This is a genomic window from Streptomyces sp. NPDC111656 (assembly GCF_055656965.1).
Map to the genome: position 1 here is coordinate 131,098 of NZ_JBVKCA010000015.1, position 14,311 is coordinate 145,408.

Sequence of the window (14,311 nt, forward strand, 5' to 3'; positions counted from 1 at the left end):
CACTTCCCCGGCACAGGCAACCCACAGGTCCCGATTCGCTTCCTTCGAGGCGCGAGGGGCCCCCGGTATCGACGGGGCGCCCGCGCTCGAAGTGTGAGGAGGGGATCCTTGAACCGTACCCGGCGAATAGCGGTCACCGCCGTGGCCGTTCTCGCGGCCCTGGCGGGCTCACCGGGACTGGCCCAGGCCCAACATCGCGCCAAGGCAGAGCCGTTGACGCAGAAGGCGGACAGCGCGCTGCCACCGGGCTGGCGCGTCACCGGGAAGGGCCTCGCGCGTGAGCTGGTCTGGCGGTCGGACAAGGCCGTACCCGTGGGCGACGCCCGTGTCGAGTTCCGCGCGGCCGGCCGACTGCTCGGCATACCGAAGGCGGCCAAGGACGGCCACACGTTCCGGCTCGCTCTCCACGGAGCCACCCCGCTCAAGGACCTTCAAGTCCTGGCGGCCGGGCGCCGGTTGGACGCGACTGCCGACAACACCGGCAAGAAACCGAAGAACTCCCTGAAGGCCGCGCAGCCCCCGGCCCCACTCCCGGCGAACTCCGTGGACCCGGGCAGGCCGGGCGGGTACCGCACGGTCACCGGCGAGTACCACCTCGACCCGGTGAAGCTCCCCGGCTTCGCCCAGCCGGTCGAGATGCAGGCCGTCGTCGTCGCTCCCACCGGCGCCACCGGCAGGCGACCGCTCGCTCTGTTCCTCCACGGCCGCCACCCCACCTGCTTCAAGCCGGGCGGTTCCGAGGACGACGTGACCCTCGAGTGGCCCTGCTCGGCCGGCACCCGGTCGATCCCGAGCCACAAGGGCTACCTGAAGGACCAGAAGCTGCTGGCCTCCCAGGGCTATGTGACGGTGTCGATCTCGGCGAACGGCATCAACGGCCAGGACGGGGACATCGAGGACGGCGGTGCGCAGGCGCGCTCCTCACTGGTGCGACAGCACCTCGCCAAGTGGGCCGACTGGGCCGCCCACCCGGGCACTGCCCCGGCGGCCGTGCCCGACGCGGCCGAGGCCGACCTGTCCCGCGTGCTGCTCGTCGGACATTCGCGCGGCGGCGAGGGCGTCAACCGGGCCGCCATGGACAGCCTCTACCCGCCGCCCGCCGCGCAGGACGGCCACCGAGGCCCGGTGCGTTGGAAGATCCGCGGGACCGTCCTCATCGGACCGACGATCTTCGGCCAGAATCCGGTGGCCGACGTGCCGTCCACGACGATCCTCCCCGGCTGCGACGGTGACGTCTCCGACCTCCAGGGCGAGGTGTACGTCGACGGGACGCGCGGGGTCGGCCGGGGCACCGCCCTGCACAGCGCCGTCTACGTGGTCGGCGCGAACCACAACTTCTTCAACACCGAGTGGACGCCGGGCAAGTCCGAGGCACCCTCCTTCGACGACTTCTGGGACGACCCGGAACAGCGGCCCGACCCGGTGTGCTCCACGAGCGCCCGCACCCGACTGACCGCCGACCAGCAGCACCAGACCGGCGCCACCTACATCGCCGCCGCGGCGCGGCTGTTCGTCGCCGGCGACGACCGGGTGCGTCCGTTGCTCGACGGCTCGGGTCGGCGCGCCCCCTCGGCCGATCCGGCCCGCGTGCTGACCCACGCGGTGGGCGCCCGCCGCACGGGCGGCTTCCTGCCCGACGCCCCGGTGAAGGTGACCGGCGGCAGGCTGTGCTCGGCGCTCGACCCCGACCCGGCCGTGGCATGTCTCGACCCCGACGCCGCGGGGAGGTCGCCGCACTTCGCGCGGTGGTGGACGGAGAAGGAGGCCGGCCGCGGCGCGGTCGCGCTGAAGTGGTCGGCGCCGGGCGCGACGACCATGGTCCGTCCCGCCGCTCCGGTGTCCCTCTCGGGCGCCAAGAGCCTTGCGCTTCGCGTGTTCGTGCCGCCGAACACGACCGGCACCCCACTGGACGTGGCCGTGACCGACTCCTCCGGCCACCGCGCCGCACTCGGCCAGGTCAAGGTCGACGGGTTGCCCGGCACGGAGCGCACCTCCTCGTACTGGGCGCGCGAGCTGCGCGTCCCGCTGACCGCGGCGATCCGCGCCGGCCTCGACCTGCGGCACGTCAAGTCCCTTGAACTGACCCCGCGTTCACCGTCCGGACAGGCCTGGCTGATGGACGCCTGGGGCTGGGCCCCCGGTACCCCGACGGCCAGGGCCGCGACGCTGCCGCGCGTCGACATCGGCCGACTCACCGTCAAGGAGGGCGACTCGGGCACTCTCACTTACCACATCCCGGTCCAGGTCTCCGGGCACGGCAGCGGCAAGGTCCGCTTCTCCGTCCTCGACCCGGACACCGGTCAGGCCAAGGACAAGCTGGTCACGGTACGGCCGGGCAGCGCCCCCATCGACGTGCCCGTGAAGGTCAAGGGCGACACACGCTTCGGCTACGACGAGCAGTACGACGTCGTCGCGAAGGCCGTGCGCGGCGCCGTCATCGGCTCGTACCGGGGCGGGGTCACCGCGGTGAACGACGACCCCGTGCCCGCGGTCACCCTGACGCCGGTCACGGACCGGGTGACCGAGGGAGGGACGCTGACATGGCGGATCTCGCTCTCCGAGCCCGCCGAGGTGGACATCCTGCAGCCGATGCGGGTGCTTCCGGTCACCGAGGGCGCCGAGCTGTCCACCAAGGACGTGGACCCGCAGTGGCTGACGGACCACGCCGGTGAGCTCCCCGACCCGGAGCGCGCACTCTCCCTGGCGAACCTGTGGGTGGGGACGGACATCCCGGCCGGGACCACCACCGCCGACTTCACCGTGCCGACGGTGACGGACCAACTGGCCGAGCCGGCCGAGTCGCTACGCCTAGCCCTCACCGACGACAACGCCGAACCGCTTCCCGACCATCCCGTACTGACGGGCACGGTGGTGGACGCACCGTAGACCGCCCTGCGCAGGGGGCATGGGCAGGGTGGTCCATGCCCATGCCCCCTACGTATCGCCGCGGGATCGGCGGGGCAAAGACCCGTCCAGGTCAGGCAGAGCGCGTGCCGGCCGCGGCGAAGCGCCGGGCGGTCGCCTCCCCCGAGCCGCGGCTGCCGCCGGTGACCAGCACGCGCAGGCCGCTGAGTCCCTCGTCCAAAATCGTCATGTGGTCGCTCCTCCCGCCATCGTCACGTCCGTTGCGCGCCGACGCACACACACGCGAGGCCTTCGTCGAGGAGGTCCACCACCAGGAGGTCGACGAACTGTGCGCGGAATGCACGCCACGGAGGGTTCGGCTACTTGAGCTCGGCGTCGGTGTAGTAGCCGCCCGCGACCAGAACGCTGTCGTAGTTGGTCTTGTCGACGCTGATGGGCTGCAGCAGGTAGGCGGGCACGACCTTGGCGCCGTTGTCGTAGGTCCTGGTGTCGTTGAGCTGCGGCTTCCTTTTGTTGAGTACGTCGTCGACCATGTTTGCGGCGACATCGGCGAGCAGTCGACTGTCCTTGTAGACGGTCTGCGCCTGCTGACCCGCAATGATCGACTTGACCGAGGCCAGTTCGGCGTCCTGCCCCGTGATGACCGGGAGGGGCTTGCTGATGGAGCCGTAATCGTCCGACCTCAGCGCTGCCAGGACGCCGATGGATATGCCGTCGTACGGCGACAGGACCGCGTCCACCGTCTTGGTCTTGTACGACGTGGCGAGGATGCTGTTCATGCGCTTCTGCGCGGTGGCACCGTCCCAGCGCAGGGTGGTGACCTGGTTGAGCGCGGTCTGGCCGGACTGGACGACCAGTTGCTTGCTGTCCAGGAACGGCTGCAGAAGGTGCAACGCGCCGCTGAAGAAGTACTTGGTGTTGTTGTCATCACTGGAGCCGGCGAACAGCTCGATGTTGAACGGGCCCTTGCCGTGCTCAAGACCGAGCTTGTCGATGATGAAGCGGGCCTGGAGCCGACCGACCTGCTCGTTGTCGAAGGAGGCGTAGTAGGTGACGTTCTTGGTGCCGAGGATGAGCCGGTCGTAGGAGATCACCGGGATGTCCGCGTCGGCGGCCTGCTGGAGCACCTTGTTCAGCGACTTGTTGTCGATGGCCGCGATGATCAGTGCGCTGACGCCCTGCGTGATCAGGTTCTCGATCTGCGAGACCTGGGTCGCCGGGTCGTTCTCGCCGTAGACCAGCTTCGTCTTGTACCCATTGGCCTGTAGGTCCTTGACGACGCTCTTGCCGTCGGTGATCCAGCGCTCGGAGGCCTGGGTCGGCATGGCGATGCCGATCGTGCCGCCCTTGGAGCTGCCCGTGCTGTTCTCGCCGCCGCAGGCGGACATGGTGAGGGCGACGGAGGCAGTTCCGGCGATGGCGGCGAGGGCGGCTCTGCGATTGCGCATGGTGATCGTTCCTTGTTCTTCTCGTCGTTGAGAAAGATGACGGCGTATCAAATGTCTGTGAGGAGGCGGCGGTTGAACCAGCCGGGCATCCGACGAGCCGGTCGAGCGCGAGTCGGTGCCGTGCCGCAGCCAGAGTGAGGTCCCCGCGTATGGGTGCCGTACGGGTGGATCCCGGGCGCCCTGAACAGCCCGAACATGAGGTGAAGCGGTGCGCCGCGGCGGATCACCTCGGCGACCTGGTAGATCCGCACGCGGCCACCGAGGTCGTCGGGGGTCTTTGGTGCGCATCTCCATGGGAGTGAGCCACCAGTATTCCCTGACGAGGTGACCGACGGTCAGGTTCTCCGCAACATTGTGGAGTGGGGGCTCAGGAGCCCCGGCGCCTCGCGGATCGCCGATCGACGCGTCGTCGCCCACGCATCCGGGTCTTGCCGATCGGGGTGACCCCTCTGCCGGTGTGCACCTGAACGCATGTCGGGCTGCGCCGCGGGGCTACGTCCACACGTGTTCCAACTCCGGTGATGCACAGGGCAGTTGCCTTTCAACCGTTCGAAATGTCGTCACACGTTCGGAACGTAGGCGTGACCTTAGGAGGGCGGGCGCGGGGTGTCAACGGGGGAGGACCGGTAACGATTCCGGAAAGGTGTGGGGGATTCGCTCCCTGAACGCTCGGACCTGTCCTCCCTCACAGGACTGCGCCCCTGGTGAGGCGGGCGGGGCCGCCCCTGACACCGGGTGGCCCGTTCCCCTCCGGGGGCCGCGCCGACGTAGCCTGAACGCTCCGCACCGAACTCCCGCTAGGAGCACCGTGACCATCGCAGAGCCGCACGCCGGACCGCCCGCCTGGCGGCTGCTTCTCGGGTACGTACGACCGCATCGATGGGCGCTGCTGGCGGGCGCGTTGCTGGCGCTGACGACCGGCGCCACCGGTCTGGTGCTGCCGCTGGTGGCGCGGGGGCTCATCGACGACCTGTCGCACGACCGGCCCATCGGGCGGGCGCTCATCGGTATGGCGGCGCTGGTGGTGACCAACGCCGCGGTGGGGGCGCTGGGTTCGTACGTACTGCGGCGCACCGCCGAGTCGGTGGTGCTCGGCGCACGGCGCGCCCTGTCCTCGTATCTGCTGCGGCTGCGGATACCGGCCGTGGACCGCAGCGAACCGGGCGACCTGATGGCCCGCATCACCTCCGACACCACGCTGCTGCGCGAGGTCACCACCGATTCGCTGGTGGGCATCGGCACCGGCGGTCTCACCCTGGTGGCGACGGTGGTGATGATGGGCCTGGTCGACGTGGTCCTGCTCGGCGTCACCCTGGGGGTGATCCTGTGCGCGGGCACGGTGCTCGGCGTGATCGTGCCCCGCATCAACCGGGCCAGCAAGCAGGCGCAGGACGCCGTGGGCGTGATGGGCGCCTCGCTGGAGCGGATCCTGGGTGCGCTGCGCACGGTCAAGGCGTCGGGTGCCGAACACCGGGAGGAGCAGACCATCCACGCGGCGGCCGAGGAGTCCTGGCGGCAGAGCGTACGGGCCGCCAAGTGGTCGGCGGCCGCGGGCAACACGGCCGGTCTCGCGATGCAGATCGCCTTCATCACGGTCCTCGCGGTGGGCGGCGCGCGGGTCGCGACCGGCGCGATCGAAGTCGGCACGCTGGTCGCCTTCCTCCTCTACGTCTTCTATCTGATGTCGCCGATCCAGCAGGTCGTGGGCGCGATCACCCAGTACCAGACCGGCGCCGCCGCGCTCGCCCGCATCCAGGAGGCGCTGCGGCTGCCCGCCGAACCGGACGCGCTGCCCGCTCCGCTGCCGACTCCCGGTGCCGCGCCGGCCGCGCTCGCCTTCGACGACGTCCGCTTCCGGTACGCCGACGACCTGCCGTACGTCCACCACGGCGTGACCTTCTCCGTCCCGGCCCGCGGCATGACCGCCTTCGTCGGCCCCTCCGGCGCCGGCAAGACCACCGTGTTCTCGCTGATCGAGCGGTTCTACGACCCCGAGGCGGGCGTCATCACGGTCGACGGCCGTCCCCTGGAGCAGTGGGACCTGCCCCGGCTCCGGTCGGCCATCGGATACGTGGAGCAGGACGCCCCGGTCCTGTCCGGCTCCCTGCGCGACAACCTGCTGCTGGGCAACCCGGAGGCCGACGACGCCGATGTCACGCGGGTACTGAAGACGACCCGGCTCGACGGGATGGTCGCCCGGCTGCCGCGCGGTCTGGACACGCTCGTCGGGCACCGCGGCACCAAGCTGTCCGGCGGCGAACGCCAGCGGGTCGCGATCGCCCGCGCGCTGCTGCGCCACCCCCGCCTGCTGCTCCTGGACGAGGCGACCTCGCAGCTCGACGCGGTGAACGAGGCCGCGCTGCGCGACACGGTCGCCGATGTGGCCCTGACGACCACGGTCCTGGTGGTCGCACACCGACTGTCCACCGTGACGATGGCCGACCGTATCGTCGTCATGGACGCGGGCCGCGTACGCGCCGTGGGCACCCACCGGGAACTGGTGGCCGGGGACCCGCTCTACGCGGAGCTGGCCGCGACCCAGTTCCTCGCGACGGCGGGCTGAGGAGAGACGATCGCCGCGCGTTCTCGGTACGAAGTTTCCTTCACTGGGCCCACGACACAGGCGTCTGCCCCCGGCACGGGGTGCCGGGGGCAGACGCGGGCGGACAGGCCCAGACCCGCTCGAAAGGACAGGCCCTAGGCCTGGAGGCCCGGGAGGAGTCCGGTGACGGGTGCGACCAGGTCGGTGACCTGGTGCAACTGGTTGAGGTCGTTCAGGCGGTTGAGTCCGCCCAGTTGCTCGGAGACTCGCGGGATGTCGGCCTGGTGCTCCGCGGGGATGTCGCTGACGGCGAGCGCGTCGAGCTGGGTGATCGGGTTCAGCTTCCCCGCGTCCGAGGCCTCGGCCGCAGACGCCATCGGCGCGGCAAGCCCCGTGACACCGACGGCGAGACCAACGGCGGCGACCATACGTCGTGTTGAGATCATGCTTGCAGCAACGGTCCCGGACGGCGCGCGGTCACGGCCGTCCCCCGCTCCTCACCCGAGAGGCGCATCGCGCCGACTGGGCTTGCCGTGGGCCATGGGGCGGAGGAGGCTCGGTAGAGAGACCCTTCGCGGTCCCTTCCTCAGACGACCGCGGCCTTCCAAGGAGGTCGACATGGGCACCATGGCAGGCCCCGCCTTCGACACCGAAGCGCTACGCCGGGGCATAGAAGGACACAGTGCGGCGGATCTCCTGTCGCTCTACGCGGACGACGCGGAAATGACCATCGTCGACCGCAACACCCAGCCAAGCCACCCGATGATCAAACACGGCCGCGGCGAGATCGCCGAGATGCTCAACGACGTCTACAGCCGCGACATGACCCACAAGTTGGAAGAGTGTGTCGTCCAGGGCGACCACGTCGCGTTCACCGAGTCCTGCCAGTACCCGGACGGCGTCCGGGTACTCGCCAGCTCGATGGTCTCGCTGCGGGACGGCAAGATCGTCGAACACACGCTGCTCCAGGCATGGGACGAGTAGGAAGGAACTGGCCGAAGGTCCAGATCAACTCTCGCCTGACCTGGACCTTCTCGGCGAAGGCCGAGATGGGTCGCTCGCGCTCGCAGCGGCCTCGGCTGCCACGACCAGTTTCCGCAGCAGGTCTGCGAGCGTCCGCTTCTCTGCTGGGGTCAGTACTGCGAGCAGCGCGTTCTCACCCCGGTCCTCCGACACCGCGTGCTGTTCGAACGCCGCGTATCCGGCGTCGGTGATCCGCACCTCCACGCGACGCCGGTCGGCCATGTGATGGCTACGGGCGATCAGCCCGTCCTCCTCCAGCGGACCCAATCGCGCCGACAGTGCGCCGCGGGTCAGCCCGAGCATGTCGGCGAGCTGCGAGGGGCTCGCCGCGTAGGGCGGGCCGAGTCTGCGCAGCATCAGCAGCACCTTGAACTGCCAGTGCTGCAGCCCGTCAGAGTCGAGCACGTCCCGGCGGGCCTGGGCCGCGTGCCGGGCCAGGATCGCGAGCCGGACGAAGATCTCCTCCTTGACCGGGTCCATCCAGTCGAGTTCCTTCGCCCAGACCGCGACGTGCCGGTCGACCGAGTCCGCCGCCGACACCTGCCCCCGCGCGGCCTCCGCCTCTACCGCTTCCACATCTCCCGCCTTCACGTCTCCCGCCTTCACATCTTCCATGCGCCACTCCGTAGATAGTTTTCTTGTGGATAGTTTTTCTGATTACTACTTTCCCTGCCATGACGAACACCGCAAGTACCCTTCGTACGGCCGTACCGCTCGGCGAACTCATCGCCGCTACAAGGGAGTTGAGGATCGGCGGTCGCTGGGAACGCGCTACGCGCCTGCTCGACTCGGCCGAGGCGACCGACCCGCGGTCCCGTGCCCGTCTCGCCCTGGCCGCCGCCGAAGTCGCCCTGGAGAGCGACTGGTTCGGCGGGACCTCCCTGGCGGGGCCACGGCTCGCCGCCGCCGAGGAATTCATCGAGGTCCTCGACGTGAAAGTCGCCGATGAGGCGCACTCCGACATCGGCTGGGACCTGGACTTCCTCCGGCTGCGCCACGGCTACCTCGGGCAGGTGCACGTCGACGGTGCCTTCCGTGCCGGACCCGACGGCAAGGACCCGGACGCGCCGGCCGCCCTCCGCACGCACGCCGAGCGGCTGCGTGGTGAGGCCCCGGACGATGTGCGCCGGGGCTGGGCCGAGATGTACCTGGGCCTCGTCGCCGACAATCTCTTCGCCGAGCGGGACCTCGCGCCCGGCCACTACGAAGCCGCGCTGCGCGCCGGTGAAGCGGGTGAGGCAGGTGAAGCAGGTGAGGCAGGTGCAACGGGCAAAGCAGGTGAAGCAGGCGGCTCGCACGACTCCGGTGACGATCTGCTCGTCCGTGAAGCGCTGCGGCACCTCGGCGATCACGACCACGACCACGGTGACCACGCACGGGCACAGGAGCGCTGGAGCAGGGCGACCGAGCTCGGCGCCCGGGCCGGGACCGTCCCCGGCACCCTCTCGCAGCAGCTGCTCCTGGCGGTGCTGGCACGCGACGCGGGCGACGAGGCCGGGGCCGTCGCGCTGGTCGGCGAGATCGCCCGCTGGGCCGGGGCCATCGGCGCCGTGACCACCGAGACACAGGCCAGGGGGTTCCTGGCCGGGGTCGACCCGACGGCGGCGCCCGCTGCCGCCGAGTCGGGCAGCTGATCGTACGAGCTACCCTGGGCTCGGGCCGTGACTGGCGCTGAGGTGGAGTACCACCGGGGAGCGGCCTGACGAACGGGTCTTTGCCGCGCGCCTGGGCGATTGTGTCAGCGACGCTCAGGAGTAGCTCATGTCCCAGGCCCAGCTCATGGACGGCGCGGGTCTCGCGCGCCGCATCGTCGAGGAGACCGCGAAGCGCGCGGCCGCACTCACCGGCCGCACGGGGATGGCGCCGTGTCTCGCGACGGTGCTGGTCGGCGAGGATCCCGCCTCGGTCACCTACGTCCGGATGAAGCAGAACCGCAGCCACAAGGCCGGCATCGAGTCCCGGCACGTCGCCCTGCCCGCCGACACCACCACGGCCGAGCTGGTCGACACGCTGAAGGCGCTGTCGGACGACCCGACCGTGCACGGCATCCTGCTCCAGCACCCCGTCGGGCCGCACATCGACGAGCGGGCGGCGTTCGAGGCCATCGCGCCGGAGAAGGACGTCGACGGGGTGACGCTCAGCTCGTACTCGGCGATGAGCTTCGGGCTGCCGGGCTTCGTGTCCTGCACCCCCGGCGGCATCATGCGGCTCCTCGACGCGTACGACGTCGACCCGGCGGGCCGGCGGGCCGTCGTGGTGGGGCGCAGCGCGATCCTCGGCAAGCCGGTCGGGATGCTGCTGCTCGGCCGCGACGCGACGGTGACGTACTGCCACTCGCGGACGACCGGTCTCTCCTCGGTCGTCCGCGAGGCGGACATCGTGGTGGCCGCCGTGGGCCGGCCCCGGCTGATCCGCGGTGAAGGACATCAAGCCGGGAGCCGTCGTGATCGACGCGGGCTACAACTCCGGAAACGTCGGCGACGTCGACTTCGACACCGCCCGCGAACGGGCCCGGCTGATCACGCCGGTGCCGGGTGGTGTCGGCCCGATGACGATCGCGGTCCTGCTGGAGCAGACCGTGACCGGGGCCGAGCGCCAACTCGCCGTCCGGTAAAGCGTTGCGGGTTCGCTCGCAGGGCTCGGGGTCCGCTCAACGCATCCACGCGCTGTACGACATCACGTCCCCGGCCTTGACGCCGTACTCGGGATCGTCCTTGGTGACGGTGTCCTCGATCCCGAGCACGGCGCCGCTCCTCGGGTCGAGGACCAGCATCCGGCGCGCGGAGTGCGCGGTGTCCTCGTACACGTACGCCTGTCCCTGCCTGCCCAGCCGGTCGGTGACCGCTCCGGCCGGGCGCAGGCCCTTCGCGTCGGCGAGGACGCGGACGAGCGCGGCGTCCTCCCGGGCGCCCAGCGTCCAGTTGTTCAGCAACTCAGCGACGGCGTCGAGAAGTTGGGATGTGTCCATGGCCTCGGTGCGGTCGATCTCCTCGAGGTAGGCGCGCAGCCGCTCGGCGTCGTGCGGCGGCCGGGCCACCGGCGGGGCGTCGCTCCAGCTCGGCGGATAGGTCTGCCGACTGAGGACGTGCCCGTCCTCGACCGTGCGGGGGACGGGGTCGGCGTCGGTGAGGACCGGCCTGCCCGGGTGGCGGGGGTCGGTCGCCACGACGAGTTCCGTGTGACTGCCGTCGGCCTTCCAGCGGACCACGCGTTCCGCGGGGAGGGTGATCGGCGGCCGGGCCCCGGGCCCGGAGGTCAGGCCCATGCTCCAGGTCTGTACGTGGGTGCCCTGGACGAGCCGCTGCGAGCCCGCGGACGCGGCCACTCGGTCGGCGAGCCGGTCCAGGGGTACGGGGGTGGAGCCCGCCTCGACGATCAGCGGGCGGGGTGCGGCCACGGCCGGGGTGGTGGTCGATCCCGACAGCGTGAGCGTCAGGACGACGACACCGACGGCGGCCGCGGTGCCGACGCTCCAGATCCAGCGGCGCAGCGGACGGGGGCTCGGGCGGTGCCGCTCGCCGTGCAGCAGTTGGTTGAGGCGGCGCTGCGCGTGCTGGTCGAAGGGGCGGTCGTGGAAGCGGGGGTCGGTGGACGGCACCGGGTTGGCGCGGCGCAGGATGTCGAGTTCGTCAGCCATGGCCGTGCTCCTTCGGGGTGTCGCGGCGGGGCGAAGCAGTGCCGCCGGCCACGGTGATGTCCATACGGTCGATCTCGGCTCTGAGCCGGCGGCGGGCGCGGTGCAGGCGCATGGCCGCGGCGCGGGTGCCACAGCCGAGGGCGACGGCGACCTGGTCGACGCCGAGTTCCTCCCAGGCGATGAGGCGCAGTACCTCCTGGTCGGCCGGGGAGAGCCGGGCCAGCGCCTCGTGCACCCAGTCGCCCGGCGACGCGGAGTCGGGGCTGTCGACGACCTGTCTGCCGTGCGCGCTCTCGTCGTTGCCGATCCGGTCGAGGAGCCTGCGGCGGCGCCCGTAGCCGCGTACGGCGTTGGCCAGGCAGTGGCGTGCCACCCCGTACAGCCAGGGAAGCGGGGACGGCGGAAGGTCGGACCGGCGCCGCCAGGCGACGGTGAAGACCTCCGCCACCACCTCCTCGACATCACTGCTCCGGCCGTCCAGTCGCCTCGCCACGTAGCGGCTGACCGCCCAGTAGTGCTCGCGATAGGCAGCGGCGAAGGTCTCGTCGTTGCTCATGATCCGTAGGTGTCCGGCAGGTGCGCGATCGTCACCGGTGCGGGTGTGACGCTCGTCGCTTCGTTCAAGTGTGACGGTGGGGCCGGCGGCGGACACAGGCGGGGCATGGAAAGCACCACAGTGACGACGCCGCCCGCAGCCCTTCCCGCGCGTGCGCGGCGTCCTGGACTCGCCGCGGTGAAGTGGCTGACCACCACGGATCACAAGACGATCGGCACGCTGTATCTGGTCACGGCGTTCGGCTTCTTCTGCGTCGGCGGGGTGACGGCGCTGCTGATGCGCGCCGAACTCGCCCGGCCGGGGCTTCAGATCATGTCGAACGAGCAGTTCAACCAGGCGTTCACGATGCACGGCACGATCATGCTGCTGATGTTCGCGACGCCGTTGTTCGCCGGTTTCGCGAACTGGATCATGCCGCTGCAGATCGGCGCGCCCGACGTGGCGTTCCCGCGGCTGAACATGCTGGCGTACTGGTTCTATCTCCTCGGCTCGCTGATCGCCGTGGGCGGGTTCCTGACCCCTCAAGGAGCGGCCGACTTCGGCTGGTTCGCCTACAGCCCGCTGTCGGACGCGGTCCGCTCGCCGGGTGTCGGCGCCGACATGTGGATCATGGGTCTGACCTTCTCCGGCTTCGGCACGATCCTCGGTGCGGTCAACTTCATCACGACCATCATCTGCATGCGTGCCCCCGGCATGACGATGTTCCGCATGCCGATCTTCGTGTGGAACGTGCTGCTCACGGGTGTTCTGGTGCTGCTGGCCTTCCCCGTACTGGCCGCCGCCCTGTTCGCGCTGGAGGCGGACCGCAAGTTCGGAGCCCATGTCTTCGACGCGGCGAACGGCGGTGCCCTGCTCTGGCAGCACCTCTTCTGGTTCTTCGGCCATCCGGAGGTGTACATCATCGCCCTGCCGTTCTTCGGCATCATCTCCGAAGTCGTGCCGGTGTTCTCCCGCAAGCCGATGTTCGGCTACATGGGCCTGATCGCCGCGACGATCTCCATCGCCGGTCTGTCCGTGACCGTGTGGGCGCACCACATGTACGTCACCGGTGGCGTACTGCTCCCGTTCTTCTCCTTCATGACGTTCCTCATCGCCGTACCGACAGGCGTGAAGTTCTTCAACTGGATCGGAACGATGTGGAAGGGGTCGCTGAGTTTCGAGACCCCGATGCTGTGGGCGACCGGCTTTCTGATCACCTTCGTCTTCGGCGGTCTGACCGGTGTGATGCTCGCCTCGCCGCCGATGGACTTTCCGGTCTCGGACTCGTACTTCGTGGTGGCGCACTTCCACTACGTGATCTTCGGTACGGTCGTGTTCGCGATGTTCTCCGGATTCCACTTCTGGTGGCCGAAGTTCACCGGCAAGATGCTCGACGAGCGCCTCGGAAAGATCACCTTCTGGACGTTGTTCGTGGGTTTCCACGGCACGTTCCTGGTGCAGCACTGGCTGGGTGCGAACGGAATGCAGCGCCGTATCCCCGACTATCTGGCGGTGGAGGGCCTGACCACCCTCAACACCGTCTCGACGATCTTCTCCTTCCTGCTCGGCGGTTCCCTGCTGCCGTTCTTCTACAACATCTGGAAGACCGCCAAGTACGGCGAGAAGGTCGAGGTCGACGACCCGTGGGGCTACGGCCGCTCACTGGAGTGGGCGACCTCCTGTCCCCCGCCGCGCCACAACTTCCTCACCCTGCCGCGCATCCGCAGCGAGTCCCCCGCCTTCGACCTGCACCACACGGAGATCACGGCCGCGGCCGCACGTCCGCAGACGCCCCGGAAGGAACTGCGATGACGACCATGGACGATCGACCGCCGGCCCCGCGCTCACTCATCGACGAACTGGAGGGCCATCTGCTCATCGAGGCCACCAAGGCCGAGGGGCGAGCGGAAGCGGCTCGTTTCACCCACTCGCTGGCCTGCCTGACGGAGACCCAACGCGAGGACGTGGAAGAACGCTTCACGGACACCTACCTGGCCCTCACCCGCCGCTCCTGGGAACGGACGGCGCGGCGCGGCCGGGAACTGCGCGCCGAGTACGAGGCGAGGTACCGCGCACTGCGTCGGCGCCTTTGCGCCGCGTTCCTCCTCGGTGCCGCTTTCACACTGGTGACCGTCGTCTCGGTCAGCCGACGGTGACCTCGCGCGCGAGGCGGCCCCACTGCGCCGAACCCGTGGGGACGGGGAGCGGCGCGCGGGTCCCGAACCCGGTGGCGGATCCCCAGGGATTCACCACCGGGTTCG

General features: G+C 70.1%; 11 protein-coding genes, 2 pseudogenes and 1 riboswitch. Of the genes and pseudogenes, 7 read left to right on the top strand and 6 right to left on the bottom strand.

Going from position 1 to position 14,311, the window contains the following annotated elements; all coding sequences use genetic code 11:
* Nucleotides 1-108: 108 nt before the first annotated feature.
* The gene (locus tag ACZ7M3_RS35815) at nucleotides 109-2,886 is read left to right on the top strand and encodes an alpha/beta hydrolase family protein (RefSeq protein WP_472068925.1); all 2,778 of its coding nucleotides are present in this window, start codon (nucleotides 109-111) and stop codon (nucleotides 2,884-2,886) included.
* Nucleotides 2,887-2,992: 106 nt separating this feature from the next.
* On the opposite strand, the pseudogene ACZ7M3_RS35820 reads toward ACZ7M3_RS35815, so the two are convergent.
* Nucleotides 2,993-3,094: pseudogene (locus tag ACZ7M3_RS35820) on the bottom strand (short-chain dehydrogenase); the annotation flags it as partial.
* Nucleotides 3,095-3,224: 130 nt separating this feature from the next.
* Nucleotides 3,225-4,313: a multiple monosaccharide ABC transporter substrate-binding protein gene (gene chvE / locus ACZ7M3_RS35825; RefSeq protein ID WP_452974665.1), complete on the bottom strand. Its 1,089-nt coding sequence runs from the start codon at nucleotides 4,311-4,313 to the stop codon at nucleotides 3,225-3,227.
* An 808-nt stretch (nucleotides 4,314-5,121) separates the two neighbouring features.
* Between chvE and ACZ7M3_RS35830 the strand changes: the two genes are divergently transcribed.
* Complete coding sequence (locus tag ACZ7M3_RS35830) at nucleotides 5,122-6,876, top strand: ABC transporter ATP-binding protein (protein WP_472068927.1); 1,755 nt, start codon at nucleotides 5,122-5,124, stop codon at nucleotides 6,874-6,876.
* 134 nt (nucleotides 6,877-7,010) lie between these two features.
* On the opposite strand, the gene ACZ7M3_RS35835 is transcribed toward ACZ7M3_RS35830, so the two are convergent.
* Nucleotides 7,011-7,301, bottom strand: coding sequence for a hypothetical protein (locus ACZ7M3_RS35835; protein ID WP_355301941.1), 291 nt, complete (start codon nucleotides 7,299-7,301; stop codon nucleotides 7,011-7,013).
* 172 nt (nucleotides 7,302-7,473) lie between these two features.
* Between ACZ7M3_RS35835 and ACZ7M3_RS35840 the strand changes: the two genes are divergently transcribed.
* Nucleotides 7,474-7,839 (top strand): nuclear transport factor 2 family protein, encoded by a 366-nt coding sequence (locus ACZ7M3_RS35840; RefSeq protein ID WP_351296380.1) that lies wholly within the window; start codon nucleotides 7,474-7,476, stop codon nucleotides 7,837-7,839.
* Between the two features lie 24 nt (nucleotides 7,840-7,863).
* Here ACZ7M3_RS35840 and ACZ7M3_RS35845 read toward each other — a convergent pair whose 3' ends face one another.
* A complete protein-coding gene (locus tag ACZ7M3_RS35845) occupies nucleotides 7,864-8,493 on the bottom strand; it encodes a MarR family winged helix-turn-helix transcriptional regulator (protein ID WP_472068929.1) in 630 nt (209 codons plus the stop codon).
* Between the two features lie 59 nt (nucleotides 8,494-8,552).
* Between ACZ7M3_RS35845 and ACZ7M3_RS35850 the strand changes: the two genes are divergently transcribed.
* Complete coding sequence (locus tag ACZ7M3_RS35850; RefSeq protein WP_472068931.1) at nucleotides 8,553-9,512, top strand: hypothetical protein; 960 nt, start codon at nucleotides 8,553-8,555, stop codon at nucleotides 9,510-9,512.
* A gap of 17 nt (nucleotides 9,513-9,529) precedes the next feature.
* Nucleotides 9,530-9,616, top strand: a riboswitch (ZMP/ZTP riboswitch).
* A gap of 23 nt (nucleotides 9,617-9,639) precedes the next feature.
* Nucleotides 9,640-10,492, top strand: a pseudogene (locus tag ACZ7M3_RS35855) (bifunctional 5,10-methylenetetrahydrofolate dehydrogenase/5,10-methenyltetrahydrofolate cyclohydrolase).
* A 36-nt stretch (nucleotides 10,493-10,528) separates the two neighbouring features.
* Here the strand turns inward: ACZ7M3_RS35855 and ACZ7M3_RS35860 are convergent.
* Nucleotides 10,529-11,515, bottom strand: coding sequence for a CU044_5270 family protein (locus ACZ7M3_RS35860; protein ID WP_472068933.1), 987 nt, complete (start codon nucleotides 11,513-11,515; stop codon nucleotides 10,529-10,531).
* A complete protein-coding gene (locus tag ACZ7M3_RS35865) occupies nucleotides 11,508-12,071 on the bottom strand; it encodes an RNA polymerase sigma factor (protein ID WP_472068935.1) in 564 nt (187 codons plus the stop codon). The genes ACZ7M3_RS35860 and ACZ7M3_RS35865 overlap by 8 nt, the downstream gene beginning before the upstream one ends.
* Before the next feature lie 105 nt (nucleotides 12,072-12,176).
* Here ACZ7M3_RS35865 and ctaD point away from each other — a divergent pair, with 105 nt between their 5' ends.
* Together ctaD and ACZ7M3_RS35875 are read left to right on the top strand one after the other, a co-directional pair.
* Nucleotides 12,177-13,862, top strand: a complete 1,686-nt coding sequence (gene ctaD, locus ACZ7M3_RS35870) for an aa3-type cytochrome oxidase subunit I (RefSeq protein WP_472068937.1) — start codon at nucleotides 12,177-12,179, stop codon at nucleotides 13,860-13,862.
* The gene (locus ACZ7M3_RS35875; protein WP_472068939.1) at nucleotides 13,859-14,206 is read left to right on the top strand and encodes a hypothetical protein; all 348 of its coding nucleotides are present in this window, start codon (nucleotides 13,859-13,861) and stop codon (nucleotides 14,204-14,206) included. Before ctaD ends, ACZ7M3_RS35875 begins: the two co-directional genes overlap by 4 nt.
* Nucleotides 14,207-14,311: the final 105 nt, after the last annotated feature.